This window comes from Bradyrhizobium sp. CAR08, from assembly GCF_052871955.1.
The window spans coordinates 82,498-97,142 of sequence record NZ_JBIXJX010000015.1 but is presented as its reverse complement, the minus strand read 5'-3'; the positions used below and the strand labels follow the sequence as shown (position 1 = coordinate 97,142).

The window sequence follows — 14,645 nt, the reverse complement described above, 5'->3', positions numbered from 1 at the left end:
GAGGCAACATGAAACAGACACTGGGCTATTTGGCGCTGCCGCTGCTGATGGCGGCTGCGCTCACCACGCAAGCGCGAGCCGACGGCGAGACCATCGCCGTCTTCACCAAGAACCAGACCAACCCGTTCTTCCAGACGGTGCGAGTCGGCGCGGACAACATGGCGAAGACGCTGAACGCCAAGACGCTGCAGTACATCCCGACCAAGCCCGACAGCATTCCGGAGCAGCTCAGCCAGATCGAAGACGTCGTGGTGAAGAAGCCGAGCGCCATCGTCTTCACGCCGGTCGACTACAAGGCGATGGTGCCGGGCGTCGAGAAGATCAACGACGCCAAGATCCCCGTCGTCAACATCACCGACCGCTCGGCCGGCGGCAAGTTCCTGTCCTTCGTCGGCGCCGACGATTACAGCCTCGGGCTCGAGACCGCGCGCTTCCTGCTCAAGAGGCTCGGCGGCAAGGGCAACATCGTCATCATCGAGGGCGTCAAGGGCTCACTGACCAATGTCGACCGCGTCCGCGGTTTCAACGACGCGCTGAAGGAAAATGCCGGTGCGAAGCTGCTGGCCTCGCAGCCCGGCAATTACCAGCGGCTCCAGGCGCTCCAGGTGATGGAGAATCTGATGCAGTCGAACGCGCAGATCGACGGCGTGCTCGCCGCCAACGACGCCATGGCGGTCGGCGCGATCGAGGCCCTCGACGGCGCCAACCGCAAGGCGCAGGTGATCGGCATCAACGGCACCAAGGAAGCGATCGACGCGATCAAGTCCGGCAAGCTGCTCGCGAGCGGCGATTACAACGGATTCTTTCAAGGCTGCCTCGGCACCATGATGGCGATCCGCTCCTTGCGCAACCAGCCCGTCATTGCTGAGATCGTGCTGAAGCCGACCGTGATCACCAAGGACAATTACCAGCCGTTCGACGTGCCGCTGGAGCAACGGAGCTGCCCGACTTTCGAAGAAGCCAGCAAGCTCGGCGGCAAGTAACCAACCGCCGCCATCACGACAAGCCCGGACGGCCGCAGCCGCGGCCGTCCCAAGAAAACGTGATATAAACGGAGACCATCATGCTGTTCGCCGTTCACGCCCTCGACCGCGCCGGCGCGCTGCCGATCCGGCTCGCCAATTACGACGCCCACAAGGCTTTCCTGAGCGACACCTCGCGCTTCGGCGTCAAGATCGTGATGTCAGGGCCGCTGGTCTCCGACGACGGCGAGAGGATGATTGGCAGCCTGTTCCTGATCGAGGCGCCCGGCCGCAGCGAGGTCGAGGCTTTCAACCAAGCCGATCCGTTTGCCGCGGCCGACGTCTGGGAAAAGATCACGATCACGGGCTTCCTGCGCCGCCAGGGTTGAAGGCGGCTAAAACAAAAAACGCGAAAACAACCCCATGCACAGTAGAATGAGGTTGTTTTTACACATGAATTTTCGTCGCAAACGTTTTTGACTCGTCGGGCAAAACAGGAGCAGAGTGTCATCCTCGCCCGATTGACGCCCCTGCGCCTCGATCCAGAGCTTTGCGACCGCCCAGACGGCTAGCCGCTCGTCACCGTCGCACCTTCTTCGAGATGACAGGCCACCCACTGCTCGGGTCCAGCCGCGCGCAATGTCGGCTCCTCGGTCCGGCAGCGATCGAATACGAGCGGGCAACGGGTGTGGAAGCGGCACCCGCTTGGCGGGTTGATCGGACTCGGCACGTCTCCCTTGAGGATGATGGGATTGCGCTGAGCGCCAGGCTCGGGCAGCGGCACCGCCGAGAGCAGCGCCTTGGTGTAAGGATGCTTTGGCGCGGCGAAGATCTCGTAGCGCGGCGCCACCTCGACGATCTTGCCGAGATACATCACCGCGACGCGATGGGTCATGTGCTCGACGATCGCGAGGTCATGGCTGATGAACAGCAGCGCCAGGCCGAACTCGCGCTGCAGATCCTGCAGCAGATTGACGATCTGGGCCTTTACCGAGACGTCGAGCGCCGACACCGCCTCGTCGCAGACGATCAGCTCGGGCTCGGCGGCGAGCGCACGCGCGATGCCGATGCGCTGGCGCTGGCCCCCGGAGAATTCGTGCGGCCTGCGGTTCAGCGCCTCGCGCGGCAGGCGCACGGTGTCCATCAGCGCCGCCACGCGTGTCTCGAGATCGATCGCGGATTTGGCGAGGCCGAAATTGCGGATCGGCTCGGCCAGGATGTCGCGCACGCGCATGCGCGGATTGAGGCTCGAGAACGGGTCCTGGAACACCACCTGCACGCGGCGGCGCATCTGACGCATCGTGCTCGGATGAGCGTCGTCGATACGCTGGCCGTCGAGGATGACCTGCCCTGCCGTGATGTCGAACAGGCGCAGGATCGCACGGCCGACCGTCGATTTGCCGCAGCCGGACTCGCCGACCAGCGAGAGCGTCTCGCCGCGCGCGATCTCGAACGACACACCGTCCACCGCATAGACCCATTCGGACTTGCGGCTGAACAGGCCTTTTTTGACCGGGAAGTGCTTCTTGAGGTCGTTGACCTGGAGCAGCGGAGGACTCATGCCGCGACCGCTCCCTTGGCCGCATAATGGCAGGCCGCGACGTGACGTGGGCCCTTCTCTTCGAGCCCCGGCGCATACTGCCGGCAGAGATCGGTCGCGAGCGCGCAACGTCCGGCGAAGACGCAGCCGACGATGGGCTTGCGCAGATCAGGCACCTGCCCGGGGATCTCCGCCAGCCGTCTCGCCGTGCCGGTCAGCGACGAGCCGAGCCGCGGCACTGCGCCGAGCAGGCCTTGCGTATACGGATGACGCGGCGAACGGAACAGTTCCGCCACCGGCGCCTCCTCGACCTTGCGGCCGGCATACATGACCATGACGCGTTCGGCGATCTCGGCGACGACACCGAGATCGTGGGTGATCAGGATGATGGCTGCGCCAACCCGGTGCTTGAGATCCAGCATCAATTTCAGGATCTGCGCCTGGATCGTCACGTCGAGGGCGGTGGTCGGCTCGTCCGCAATGAGAAGCTTTGGATTGCAGGCGAGTGCAATGGCGATCATGACGCGCTGGCGCATGCCGCCGGAGAGCTGATGCGGATATTCACGCACGCGACGCGTCGGCTCGGGAATGCCGACCAGAATCAACATCTCAATGGCGTGCGCCTCCGCGGCCTGCTTGTCCAGGCCCTGGTGGATCATCAGCGTCTCGCGGATCTGGCGGCCGACAGTCAGGACCGGATTGAGGCTGGTCATCGGCTCCTGAAAAATCATCGAGATGTCGTTGCCGCGGATCGCGCGCATCTCGCGATCCGACATTTGCAGCAGGTCCTTGCCCGCGAAGCGGATGCTGCCGGCGATCCTTCCCGGTGGTTCCGGAATCAGCCGCATCAGCGACATGGAGGTCACCGACTTGCCGCAACCGGACTCACCGACGATGGCGAGGGTCTCGCCCTCGTTGACATGGAACGACACGCCTTCCACCGCGCGGTTGATGCCGCTGGGCGTGCGGAAGTGGGTCTGGAGGTTTTCGACTTCAAGCAGCGCCATCGGGATCAGCCCCTCGCCATTACAGGCTCTTGGCCATGCGCGGATCGAGCGCATCGCGAAGACCGTCGCCGAGCAAATTCACGGCGAGCACGGTGACGGACAGAAACGCCGCCGGAAAGAACACGATGTAGGGCTTGACCTGCCACAGCGCCCGCCCCTCGGCCATGATGTTGCCCCAAGACGGAATGGTCGGCGGCGTTCCCGCGCCGATGAAGGACAGGATCGCTTCCGTGATCATCGCACTGGCGCAAATGTAAGTTGCCTGGATCAGCATCGGCGCCAGCGTGTTGGGCAGGATGTGGCGCAGGATGATCATCGGTGTGTGCGTACCGCAGGCGACCGCCGCATCCACGTAAGGCTGTTCGCGCAGCGACAGCACCACACTACGGACAAGGCGGGAAACCCGCGGGATTTCGGCAACCGTAATCGCCAGAATGACGTTGCCGACGCTGCCGCGTGTCAGCGCCATCAGCGCGATCGCCAGCAGGATCGGCGGGATCGACATCAGGCCGTCCATGAAGCGCATCAAGATGCCGTCGGCCCAGCGGATGAAGCCGGAGACGATGCCGATGGCGAGACCGGCCGCGGAGGCGAAGATCGCAACGGACAAGCCGACCGTGAGCGAGACGCGCGCGCCGAACAGCACGCGTGAATAGATGTCGCGACCGAGCACGTCGGAGCCAAACCAGTAAAGCGCCGACGGCGCGCGGGTGCGCTTGGCCGGCGCAAGTGCGGTCGGATCCACCGTGCCAAGATAAGGCGCAAAAATCGCGATCAGGACGAGTATCAGCAGCAACGTGCCACCGATGGCGACGGTGGGATGGCCCCGCAGCAGGCCGATGAAGCCGCGCCGGATCACGACGGGCCGAAGAATCTCCGGCAGTTGCGGCGCGAGGACGAAGCCCGCCGGCAGCGCTTGCGGATTGACGGTCGTGTCGGTCAATAGCGGATCCTCGGGTCAACGAGCGTATAAACGACGTCGATGATCAGATTGACGAGGACGTAGACGAAGCTGAACAGCAGCACGATGCCCTGGATGACGGGATAATCGCGGCGCAGGATCGCGTCGATCGTGAGCCGGCCGAGGCCGGGAATCGCGAACACGCTTTCCGTGACGACCGCGCCGCCGATCAGAAGCGCAATGCCGATCCCGATCACCGTGACGATCGGCACTGCCGCGTTCTTCAGCGCGTGGACGAACAGGATGCCGCCCTGCCCGAGGCCCTTGGCGCGCGCGGTGCGGATATAATCCTGTTGCAGCACTTCGAGCATGGTGGCGCGCGTGATACGCGCGATCAGCGCGATGTAGACACAGCCGAGTGCGATCGACGGCAGGATCAGGTTTTGCAGCCAGGGCCAGAGGCCCTGGGCGAGCGGCGTATAGCCCTGCACGGGAAGCCATTCGAGCTCCAGCGCAAAGACGTAGGCGAGGACATAGCCGACGACGAAGACCGGCAGGGAGAAGCCGAACACGGCAAAGGCCATGATGGCCCGGTCGATCAGGCTTCCCGCCTTCCAGGCCGCCAGCACGCCGAGCGGCACCGCGACCACGATCGTGAGCAGGAGCGTGACCATCATCAGCGACAGCGTCGGCCCGAGACGCTGGCCGATCATGGTCGAGACCGGCAGATTGGTGAAGATCGAGGTGCCGAGATCGCCGTGCAGAATGCGCCAGACCCAGCTGCCGAACTGGATCAGGAAGGGTCGGTCGAGCCCGAGGCTCTGACGGATGCGCTCCACATCCTCCGGACTTGCCTGATCGCCCGCGATCACCACGGCGGGATCCCCCGGCGCGATGTAGAGCAGGCTGAACACGAACAGCGCGACGATCGCCATCACGGGCAAGGTCGAGGCGATACGCCGGAGGATGTAGGAGAGCATCTGGCTTCAGCGCAGGGTCATGCGGATTTCGACACGCCCCAGAAGAACGGCAGCGGCCCTTTCGTGATGCCGGAGACGTTCTTGCGCCAGGCCGTGTAGCTGAGGAAGAAGCCGGTCGGCGCGTAGACGACGTCCTCGAGCGCGACCTTGTTGAGGCGAGCGACCGCGGCCTTCTCCTCGTCGAGGTTCTTGGCCTCGAACCAGGACGTGACCTCCTTCTCGGTGCCGGGGCTGCTCGGCCAGCCGAACCACGCCTTGTCGCCGTTGGCGCGAATGGCGGTGTAGGGCGCCGGATTGATGCAGTCCGAGCCCGCATGCCAGGTGTGGAACATGTTCCAGCCGCCCTGTCCGGGCGGCGTCTTCTGCGCGCGGCGGGAGCCGACCGTGCCCCAATCGGTCGCGACGAAATCGACATTCATGCCGAGCTGCTTCAAGAGATCGGCGGTCACATCGCCGAACGCCTTGGTGATCGGCTGGTCCTGCGCCACCAGGCACGTCACCGGTTGGCCGGAATAGCCGCTCTCCGCGAGCAGCTTCTTGGCGGCGTCGAGATCGCGCTTGCCCTTCAAGACTTCGCCGCCCGCCTCGGTGTAGAGCGGCGTATCGGGCGTGAAGAAGCCCGGCAGCGACTTCCACAGCGAATTGTCGTCGCCGACGAGCGCACGCATATAGTCTTCCTGGCTCATCGCCATCAGCACTGCGCGCCGCGCCCGCACGTCGTTGAAGGGCGGATACAGGAAGTTCATGCGGAACGAGCCGACATTGCCGAGGGGATCGCCGATGTCGACGCTGATGTTCTTGTTCTTCTTCAGGACCGGGACGAGGTCCGCGATGGGGTTCTCCCACCAGTCGATCTCGCCGTTTTGCAACGCGGCCGCGGCGGTCGCCGGATCCGGCATCACGATCCATTCGACGCGGTCGAGCAGCATCTGCTTGCCGCCGGCGAGCCACGATGCCTTCTCCTGCCGCGGCACATAGTCGGCGAATTTTTCGAACACGGCTTTGGCGCCCGGGACCCACTCACCCTTGGCGAACTTCATCGGCCCCGAGCCGACATAATCGCCGATCTGCTTGAACGGGTCGGTCTGCGCGATGCGCTCCGGCATGATGAAGGCGCAAGGCGAGTTGTTCTTGCCGAGCGCATAGAGCATCTTCGGGAACGGCTGCTTCAGCACCCATTTGAAGGTGCGGTCGTCGACAGCGGTGAGTTCCTGCTGCAGCGCCTTGAGCATCAGCCCCATCGGATCGCGTGCCGCCCAGCGAGTGAGACTCGCAACGACGTCCTTGCTCAGCACCGGCTCGCCGTCGTGGAATTTGAGCCCCGGCCGCAATTTGAACGTCCAGGTGGTGCCGTCGTCGGTCACTTCCTCGGCCTCGACCATCTGCCGCTGCGGCTGCAGCGCGGAATCGACGCCGTAGAGCGTATCCCAGACCAGCGCGGCGGCATTGCGCACGACATATTGCGTGCCCCAGATCGGGTCGAAATTGGCAAGGTTTGCTTGCGGCACGAAGCGCAGGGTGCGCGCGGAGGCGCCTTGTGCGATCGCCGGGGCCGAGAGGCCGCTCAATGCCAGACCGCCCGCGCCGGCCAGTCCCTTCAATACGGTCCTGCGATCCATGAAATCCTCCCAATAGTGCCGTGATGCCGGCCATCGTTGGCCAAGAACAGGTGAAACCAGAGCTCATTGGCGTGCAAATGGTATGCCACTAACCAGACCTTCGCCAGCGCGATATCCGCACTAGCTGGGCCAGTCGAGACCTCAAAGCGCGGCCGCCAGCACCGGGCCGGTCTCGATATGCGGGATCGCCTCGATCAGCTTGCGCGTGTAGTCGGTCTTGGGATTGTCGAACAACGCCCGGCTCTCGCCCTGCTCCACGATGCCGCCATTGCGCAGCACGATGGTGCGGTCGCAGAGCATCCGCACCACGTTGAGATCGTGGCTGACGAACAGCAGCGCGATGTCGTTCTCGCGCCGCAGGCGGTCGAGCAGTTGCAGCACCACGGCCTGAACGGAGACGTCGAGCGCAGCGGTCGGCTCGTCCAGCACCAGAAGGCGCGGCCGGCAGGCGATGGCACGGGCGATGCCGACGCGCGCCTTCTGGCCGCCGGAGAGCTGATGCGGAAAGCGCGGCAACAGATCCAGCGGCAGCCCCACGCGATCGGCGCAGTCTTCCACCCGCTTGCGCAGCGCATCGCCCCCACGCATACGATCGAGCCGCATCAGGGGATGGGCGATGCAGTCGAAGGCGGTGAAGCGCGGATTGAGGCTCTCGTTCGGGTCCTGGAACACCATCTGGATATCTTTGCGGAACTGCGAGCGGTGAAAGTCGCGCGACGCCACATGGCCGATCGCCTGGCCGTCGAACACGATCTCGCCCTCGCTCGGGTCGATCAGGCGGCAGATCATGCGCGACGTCGTGCTCTTGCCGGAGCCGGATTCACCGACGAGGCCGACGCTCTCGCCGCCGGCCATCGTCATCGAGAAGTCCGCCACCGCCGCAGCGCCCTCGTCGAAGCGTTTTGCGAGCTTGCGCACCTCCAGCAGCGGCGGAGTCCCGTGGACGGGCTCCCGTCTGGGCCTGCCGATGACAGCCGCGTAGCCTTCCCGCTCCTCTTCCGTCACGAGGTCCGCGATCCCGGAGGTCGCGGTTGGCGACGCCGCCACCAGCCGCCTGGTATAGGCGTGCTGCGGCGCGCCGAAGAGCGTCCTGGGGCTTGCCTCTTCGACGATGCGGCCGCGTTCCATCACCGCGATACGGCGGCAATATCGCGCCGCTAACCCGAGATCGTGCGTGATCAGGATCGTCGCCATGCCGCGCGCGGCGGCAATCTCCGCCAGGAGGTCCATCACCACCTTCTGCGTGGTGACATCGAGTCCGGTCGTCGGCTCATCGGCGATCAAGAGCGCGGGATTGCAGGAAATCGCGATCGCGATCATGACGCGCTGGCACATGCCGCCGGAAAGTTCGTGCGGATAGGCGTTCATCCGCGTCTCGGGGTCGCGGATCTGGACGGCGCGCAACAGCTCCAGCGCTTCGGCGCGGGCGGCATCCTTCGATATCCGCTTGTGCGTGAGGATCGCGTCCGCGATCTGCAAACCGATCGCGCGGATCGGATTGAGCGCCGCCCGCGGGTTCTGGAAGATCATCGACATCGCGGCGCCCTGGAGCTGCCGGAGATCGTCACCCCTGAGTTTTGTGACGTCCTGCCCGCGAAACAGTATCTTGCCTGCGGTGACGCGGCCGGCCGCATCGAGCAGCCGCGTCGTGGCAAAACCGGTGACCGACTTGCCAGAGCCGCTTTCGCCGACGAGGCCAAGCATCTCGCCGGCTTCGACCGTGAGCGTCACACCGCGCACGGCCTCGACCATCCCTCGTCGCGTCGAGAATTCGACGTGGAGGTCGTCGATCCTGAGCAATTCCTCGCTCATGTGCGCATGCGCGGATCGAGAATGTCCCGCATCCCGTCACCGAGGAGGTTAAAGCACAGCACGGCCATCATCAACGCGAGGCCCGGAAAGGCCACCAGCCACCACCGCCCCGTCGAGATGAAGCGCGCCCCCTCCGCGACCATGATGCCCCATTCCGGGGTCGGCGGCTTGACGCCAAGGCCGATGAAGGAAAGACCGGCGGCGTTCAGGATCGCCCAGCCGAGGTTGAGTGAGATTTGCACCGCCATCGCCGGCAGGATGTTCGGCAACAGGAAGCGCAGCACCACCGAGAAATGACTCTCGCCGCAGGAACGCGCCGCCTCCACCCAGCCGACATTGCGCCGGACGTTGACCTCGGCACGGGCGAAGCGGATGTAGAAGGGCAGATTGATGATCGCGGTCGCAATGACGATGTTCTCGATCCGGTTGCCGAGCGCCGCAACCATCGCCATCGCCAGCACAAACAGCGGAAAGGCCATCATGACATCGACGAAGCGGCCGACCGAGCGGTCGAGCCTGCCGCCGGCATAGCCGCAGAACGAGCCCACGACGGCGCCGATCACGAAGGAGATGCCGACCGCCGAGACCGCGATGGCCAGGTCGAGCCGTGCCGCAACGACGAGGCGGCTGAACACGTCGCGCCCGAGCTGGTCGGTGCCGGCAAGGTGCGCCGCGCTCGGCGGCTGCAAGGCCTCCGAGACATTGGAGACGATGGGATCATAGGGCACGAGCCACGGTCCGAAGATCGCGACCAGGACGAACAGCAGGACACCGGCCGCGGCGACGCCGGTCAGCGGGTTGCCGCGCAAAATCCAGACCGAATGGCGGAGGGTTGCGCTGGTCATCCGATCGACACCCTGGGATCGGCGATGCCGTAGCAGATATCGACGACCAGATTGACCAGCACGAAGATGCCAGCCATCAGCAGCACAAATCCCTGCACCGGCGCATAGTCGGACGACAGCAGCGCATCGAGCGCGTAGGAGGCAACGCCCGGCCAGGAGAACACCTTCTCCACCAGGACATTGGCGCCAAGCATCGTCGAGAACACGATGCCGGCAATGGTGATGACGGGAAGGATCGCATTGCGCAGCGCATAGGTGACGACGACCTTCTGCCAGGACAATCCGACGGAGCGCGCGGTGCGCACGAAATCGCTACCGAGCGAGACCAGCATCGAGGCACGTGTGATCCGCGCCAGCGGCGCGATGACGAACAGGGCCATGCTCAGCGCCGGCAGGATCAACTGCTTGCAGGCCGCCCACCAGCCTTCGATGTCCCCCCCGAGCAGGAAATCGATCGACAGGAACCCAGTGCGCTGCGGCGGCAGTGAGGTGAAGACGTCGATCCGCCCGGTCGGATCAGGCGCAAGACCGAGCAGATAGTAGAACACATAGATCAGCAGCAGGCCCGAGACGAAGGTCGGCACGCAGACGCCGAGCGCACAGAACAGCCGCACGCCGTGATCGACCAGCGATCCCGGTTTCAAGGCTGCGACCACGCCGAGCGGGACCGCCGCGATCAGCGCGATCAGCAGCGCCGTGAAGGTGAGCTCCAGCGAGGCCGGCAGCCGTTCGCGAAGGTCCTTCAGGACCGGCTGGCCGGTCATCATGGAGCGGCCGAGATTGCCGTGCCCGACATCGGACAGATAGAACACGAGCTGCTCCGGCACCGACTTGTCGAGCCCCATCTGCTTGCGGATCTGCTCGATCTCTTCCTTGCCGGCATTGGGCCCCGAGGCGAAGAACACCGCGGGATCTCCGGGGAGGACCCGCATCAGTAGAAAGGTGAAGACCAGCACGCCGAACAACGCCGGCAGCGACGACAGAAGCCGCCTCCCCGCCCGCGCCACCGTCGCACCAAGACCTGTCATCACCATTCAGAGCCCTTGCATGTCGAGATCACTTGCGGCTGACGTCCCGATAATCCACTTGGCGATGGAACTCGTAGGTATAGCCCTCGATCGACGAGGCCATCACGGCGTCCTGGTTCGGCTGCCACAGCGGGATCTGCGGCATCTCGCTGAAATGGATCGCGTTGAGCTTGCGGCCATCCTCCTCGTACTTGGCCTTGTCGGGCTCGAAGCGCGCTTCCTGCGCGATCGTCGCCAGCTCCGGATTGTTGATCGAGCTGTAATTCCAGCGCTGATTGCCCGTGTAGAAGTTGCGGTAGAAGTAATCGGTCGAGGGCAGCCAGGCGACGATGCCTTCCGTGAACAAGGGCAGCTTCTTCTCGTTGATCTGCGTCGACATCTGCGCGTCCGGCAGCTTCTGGATGTCGACCTTGATCCCGATCTTGGCAAGCGATTCCTTCACGAGGGCCGCCATCGGCTCGGCGGTCGAGGCCTGGCCGACGTTGAAGCTGAAGGTGGTCGAAAAACCCTCCGGGAGTCCAGCAGCTTTCAGATACTCCCTCGCCTTGTCGAGATCGGTCTTCACCGGCGCCTGGAACGGATAGATGCCGTTCAACGGCTTGCCATCCGGCCAAGTCGCACCGAACAGCGGGGCTCCGCGACCGAACAGGGCAGCCTTGAACATGTCCTCATAGGGCAGCGCGAAGGCGACGGCGCGGCGGACGTTGACGTTGTCGAAAGGCGGGATCTGGTTGTTCATCGAGACGAAGGTGATCGAATTGTATTGCGGCGTCGAGATCACCTTGAGCTTGCCCTTGGCTTCGAGCGATTGCACGTCGCTGGCCTGGAGATCAACGACGAGATCGGCATCGCCACGCTCGACAAGATTGGCGCGGGTCGCGGGCTCCGGCACGGACTGCACGATTACGCGCTTGAAGAACGCCGGCTTGTCGGGCGAGCCGCGGTTCCAATCCTCGTTGCGCTTGATGATCACTTGCTCGCCGGGCTTGAAGCTCTCGATGACATAAGCACCGCTGCCGGCGGTGTGCTCCTTCAGCCAGGCCGTGGCCCATGGATCCTCTGGTGTCGCATGCTCCTTGGCGACTTTCGAGTTGATGATCAGCGGGTAGACGGTCGCGAGATTCGGCAGCGCGAGCTTGTCGGGTTTCGGCAGCGTCACTTCGATTGTGAGGGGATCAATCACCTTGAACTGGTCAGCCGACGTCAATGATCCCGTCAGCAATTGTGCCTTGCCGAGGATCGGCGCGGTGACGCAGCGATCCAGCGACCATTTGACGTCCTCGGCGGTCACGGGCGAGCCGTCCTGGAACTTAGCATCCTTGCGCAGACGGAACGTCAGCTTCAGTCCGTCCGGACTGACGTCGTAGGATTCGGCGAGCTCGCCGGTGATCTTGTCGAGATCGAACACCCATTTGCCGTTGAGCTGCTTGCGGCCGAACGCCACAAGGCGGTCGTAAGTGCTCATGCTCAGTGCGAAGGATTCCCGCGTCGAGCCCGGGATGTTGGGATCGAGCGTGTTGACCGATGCACCGGTGACATAGCGCAGCGTCTCCGCCCTGGTTTGCGCTTGCGCAGGCGCAGCGGCGACAAGCAGAAGCGCAGTGGTGGCGAGCACGGAGGATGCCATCCTGAAAGACACAAAACGCATTCGTTTTCCCCAAAATTTTCGACAAGAACGCCGACAGGACAGGTTAAGAAAGAAGCAAGTTGCGCGCCAGTCTCTTGATGCGCTCTTGTGGACGCTTTGTCGCGGCGGCGCATGGACGATCATCGCGATTCCTCCAAGTTTCGCGCTGGCCGCGTCACCACGGCCTGCGGCACGTCATAGGCGCGAAGCGAGGCCCAATGCCGTTCGACATCGGCACGAAACAGGCCGCGCGTCAGGCCATTCACCAGCTTCGGCGCCGCGGTCGTCATCGCGTTGATCGACGATCCCGACGGACCGAAACTCATGGTGGAGGCGATGGCGAAGAGATGGATATTCGAGATCCACGGCGTATCGCCCGCGACACGCTCGGTGAAGGCATAATCGTCGGCGAGATAGGGAAAGCGACCGAGCCGCGCGCTGCGCTCGCTCTCCGGGGGCTGGTAGCGGTCGGCCCAGGTTGCGATATTGCCGGCAAATGCGCGCAACTCGCCACGGCCGGAAAAATCCATGTCGATGCCGGTGCCGCAGATGACGAAATCCGCAGGTATGGCGCCGCGCGGCGTCTGCAATTCCACACCACGATCGGTCTCGCGGGCCGCCTCGATCGGGGCGCCCTCGTGCAATGTGAAATTGGCGTGATTTGCGCAGCGATCGTAAGTTGCCTGCGGAAAGCCTTCGCGCATGTCGAGGATGGTGCGCATGAAGCGCCACCGCCAGGCATCGTCGAGATCGCTGAGATGGCGGAGGAAGCCGCGGAAAGTCAGCCAGCGATAGGGCTGGATCAGCTGGATCTGCGCACGACGACACAGCAGGTGCACCTCCGCCGCGCCCGCTTCCAGCGCGGTTGCTGCGTTGTCGAAGGCAGATGCGCCGGCACCGATCACGGCGACGCGCTTGCCGCGAAGGTTTTCGAAGTCGATGTCGTCGGCGACGGTTGCGACCGAGCTCATGGGCAGATGGCTCAGCGGCTCGGGGATCATCCAGTTCCCCATCCCCTCCTGCCCCGTCGCAAGCACGATCTTGCGCGCATGGAGTGTCTCGACGCCATCGCCACGTTTCACGCGTGCGGCCAGCAAACCATCCCGCGCCGGCCGGATTTCCAGAAGCTCGCTCCCGTTGCGCACCGGCAAGCCGACTGTGCGCCGCAGCCAGAGCAGATACTCAGCCCAGTGGCCGCGCGGGATCAGGTCGAGTGTCTGCCAGCTCTCCGTGCCGAAGCGGGCCTCATGCCAGGATTGATAGGTCAGGCTGGGGATGTCGAGGTCAGGTCCCGTATAGTCCTTCGGGCTGCGCAGCGTCGGCATGCGGGCATAGGCGAGCCATGGCCCCTCCTTCCCCTCCTCGGCCTTGTCCAGCAGCAGGATGTTGCTGACGCGGGAGCGCAGCAGGCCGAAGCCGATGGCGATGCCGGATTGGCCGGCGCCGATCACGAGCACATCCAGCGCCGGCTTGCCATCCGGTCCCGTCTTCGGTTCGAGCCAGGCGGCACCGGGATGCGCGATCCGCGCGAGATCGGCGCGAACGTCCATTTCGAGCTCTGTCAGCGCATCACTCATGCCGCAAGCCAGCCTCCGTCGACCACCATCACGGTGCCGGTCGTAAATGAGGAGGCATCGCTTGCGAGGTGGAGCGCGGCCTGCGCGATCTCATCGGCCTGGCCGAACCGCTTCATGGCATGGCGGTCGCGGGAGGCTTCGCGCACCTCGTCCGCATTGGCGTGGCGGGCAAAGCTGCGGCGAAGCATCGGCGTGTCGATCGCACCGGGCGCGATGGCGTTGACGCGAATGCCGTCCGCCGCGAAATCCACCGCCATCGTCCGGGTCAGGCTGACAATCGCGCCCTTGGCGGCGATATAGGCACTGTTGCCCTTGCCGCCGGCAATCGCAAGCTGCGACGCCAGCGTGATGATCGAACCGCTGTTCTGCCGCTGCATCTGCGGCACGGCTGCCCTCGCCCACAGCCAGGTGCCGCCGACATTGGTGCGGAACACCGCATCCCAATCGGCGGGGTCCGTTGTCAACACGGTGCCGCCACAGGAGAAGCCAGCGGCAGTCATCAGGATATCGAGCTGGCCGTGCCGTGCTACCACATCATTTGCCACCGCCTCGGCGAAATCGGCATCGCCGACGTCGCCAATATGCGTCGTTGCCTCGCCGACCAAGCTCAACGTTTCCTGAAGTCCGGCTGGATCGCGATCGACCAGAGCAAGACGTGCGCCCTCTTCCGCGAACAGCTTTGCACTGGCGCGGCCGATGCCGGAGCCTGCGCCCGTGATGATGGCCGTGCGCCCCTGCAGCCGCATG

13 protein-coding genes are annotated in these 14,645 nt (G+C 64.5%); 2 read left to right on the top strand and 11 right to left on the bottom strand.

Translation table 11 applies throughout. The annotated features are described in order from the left end of the window. The first annotated feature begins 8 nt into the window (after positions 1-8). Both ACIPUD_RS28470 and ACIPUD_RS28465 read left to right on the top strand, forming a co-directional pair. Positions 9-983: a sugar ABC transporter substrate-binding protein gene (locus ACIPUD_RS28470; RefSeq protein WP_446481954.1), complete on the top strand. Its 975-nt coding sequence runs from the start codon at positions 9-11 to the stop codon at positions 981-983. 80 nt (positions 984-1,063) lie between these two features. Next, complete coding sequence (locus ACIPUD_RS28465; RefSeq protein ID WP_446481953.1) at positions 1,064-1,351, top strand: YciI family protein; 288 nt, start codon at positions 1,064-1,066, stop codon at positions 1,349-1,351. A 179-nt stretch (positions 1,352-1,530) separates the two neighbouring features. Here the strand turns inward: ACIPUD_RS28465 and ACIPUD_RS28460 are convergent, their stop codons facing one another. The 11 genes from ACIPUD_RS28460 to ACIPUD_RS28410 form a co-directional block, all read right to left on the bottom strand. Next, on the bottom strand, positions 1,531-2,523 hold the full coding sequence (locus tag ACIPUD_RS28460) for an ABC transporter ATP-binding protein (protein WP_247338681.1): 993 nt from the start codon (positions 2,521-2,523) through the stop codon (positions 1,531-1,533). Continuing rightward, on the bottom strand, positions 2,520-3,509 hold the full coding sequence (locus ACIPUD_RS28455; RefSeq protein WP_247338679.1) for an ABC transporter ATP-binding protein: 990 nt from the start codon (positions 3,507-3,509) through the stop codon (positions 2,520-2,522). The genes ACIPUD_RS28460 and ACIPUD_RS28455 overlap by 4 nt, the downstream gene beginning before the upstream one ends. Before the next feature lie 19 nt (positions 3,510-3,528). Further along, positions 3,529-4,452 (bottom strand): ABC transporter permease, encoded by a 924-nt coding sequence (locus ACIPUD_RS28450; RefSeq protein WP_446481952.1) that lies wholly within the window; start codon positions 4,450-4,452, stop codon positions 3,529-3,531. Then, on the bottom strand, positions 4,449-5,390 hold the full coding sequence (locus tag ACIPUD_RS28445; RefSeq protein ID WP_446481951.1) for an ABC transporter permease: 942 nt from the start codon (positions 5,388-5,390) through the stop codon (positions 4,449-4,451). The genes ACIPUD_RS28450 and ACIPUD_RS28445 overlap by 4 nt, the downstream gene beginning before the upstream one ends. 17 nt (positions 5,391-5,407) lie before the next feature. Beyond that, a complete protein-coding gene (locus ACIPUD_RS28440) occupies positions 5,408-7,009 on the bottom strand; it encodes an ABC transporter substrate-binding protein (protein ID WP_085352391.1) in 1,602 nt (533 codons plus the stop codon). A 141-nt stretch (positions 7,010-7,150) separates the two neighbouring features. Next, complete coding sequence (nikE, locus tag ACIPUD_RS28435) at positions 7,151-8,821, bottom strand: nickel ABC transporter ATP-binding protein NikE (RefSeq protein ID WP_446481950.1); 1,671 nt, start codon at positions 8,819-8,821, stop codon at positions 7,151-7,153. After that, positions 8,818-9,666: an ABC transporter permease gene (locus ACIPUD_RS28430; protein ID WP_027569265.1), complete on the bottom strand. Its 849-nt coding sequence runs from the start codon at positions 9,664-9,666 to the stop codon at positions 8,818-8,820. Before ACIPUD_RS28430 ends, nikE begins: the two co-directional genes overlap by 4 nt. Next, positions 9,663-10,697, bottom strand: coding sequence for an ABC transporter permease (locus ACIPUD_RS28425; RefSeq protein ID WP_085352448.1), 1,035 nt, complete (start codon positions 10,695-10,697; stop codon positions 9,663-9,665). Before ACIPUD_RS28425 ends, ACIPUD_RS28430 begins: the two co-directional genes overlap by 4 nt. 25 nt (positions 10,698-10,722) lie before the next feature. Further along, a complete protein-coding gene (locus ACIPUD_RS28420) occupies positions 10,723-12,342 on the bottom strand; it encodes an ABC transporter substrate-binding protein (protein ID WP_085352389.1) in 1,620 nt (539 codons plus the stop codon). Between the two features lie 119 nt (positions 12,343-12,461). Next, positions 12,462-13,898 carry an NAD(P)-binding domain-containing protein gene (locus ACIPUD_RS28415; protein ID WP_085352388.1) on the bottom strand — a complete coding sequence of 479 codons (1,437 nt, stop codon included), beginning with the start codon at positions 13,896-13,898 and terminating at the stop codon, positions 12,462-12,464. Further along, the gene (locus ACIPUD_RS28410) at positions 13,895-14,644 is read right to left on the bottom strand and encodes an SDR family oxidoreductase (RefSeq protein WP_085352387.1); all 750 of its coding nucleotides are present in this window, start codon (positions 14,642-14,644) and stop codon (positions 13,895-13,897) included. The genes ACIPUD_RS28415 and ACIPUD_RS28410 overlap by 4 nt, the downstream gene beginning before the upstream one ends. Position 14,645 lies beyond the last annotated feature (1 nt).

What these genes read in the sequence shown, in the direction of transcription:
- ACIPUD_RS28470 (WP_446481954.1), top strand. Translation starts at nt 9, where the DNA reads ATGAAACAGACACTGGGCTATTTGGCGCTGCCGCTGCTGATGGCGGCT.
- ACIPUD_RS28465 (WP_446481953.1), top strand. Translation starts at nt 1,064, where the DNA reads ATGCTGTTCGCCGTTCACGCCCTCGACCGCGCCGGCGCGCTGCCGATC.
- ACIPUD_RS28460 (WP_247338681.1), bottom strand. Translation starts at nt 2,523, where the DNA reads ATGAGTCCTCCGCTGCTCCAGGTCAACGACCTCAAGAAGCACTTCCCG.
- ACIPUD_RS28455 (WP_247338679.1), bottom strand. Translation starts at nt 3,509, where the DNA reads ATGGCGCTGCTTGAAGTCGAAAACCTCCAGACCCACTTCCGCACGCCC.
- ACIPUD_RS28445 (WP_446481951.1), bottom strand. Translation starts at nt 5,390, where the DNA reads ATGCTCTCCTACATCCTCCGGCGTATCGCCTCGACCTTGCCCGTGATG.
- ACIPUD_RS28440 (WP_085352391.1), bottom strand. Translation starts at nt 7,009, where the DNA reads ATGGATCGCAGGACCGTATTGAAGGGACTGGCCGGCGCGGGCGGTCTG.
- nikE (WP_446481950.1), bottom strand. Translation starts at nt 8,821, where the DNA reads ATGAGCGAGGAATTGCTCAGGATCGACGACCTCCACGTCGAATTCTCG.
- ACIPUD_RS28430 (WP_027569265.1), bottom strand. Translation starts at nt 9,666, where the DNA reads ATGACCAGCGCAACCCTCCGCCATTCGGTCTGGATTTTGCGCGGCAAC.
- ACIPUD_RS28420 (WP_085352389.1), bottom strand. Translation starts at nt 12,342, where the DNA reads ATGCGTTTTGTGTCTTTCAGGATGGCATCCTCCGTGCTCGCCACCACT.
- ACIPUD_RS28415 (WP_085352388.1), bottom strand. Translation starts at nt 13,898, where the DNA reads ATGAGTGATGCGCTGACAGAGCTCGAAATGGACGTTCGCGCCGATCTC.
- ACIPUD_RS28410 (WP_085352387.1), bottom strand. Translation starts at nt 14,644, where the DNA reads ATGCGGCTGCAGGGGCGCACGGCCATCATCACGGGCGCAGGCTCCGGC.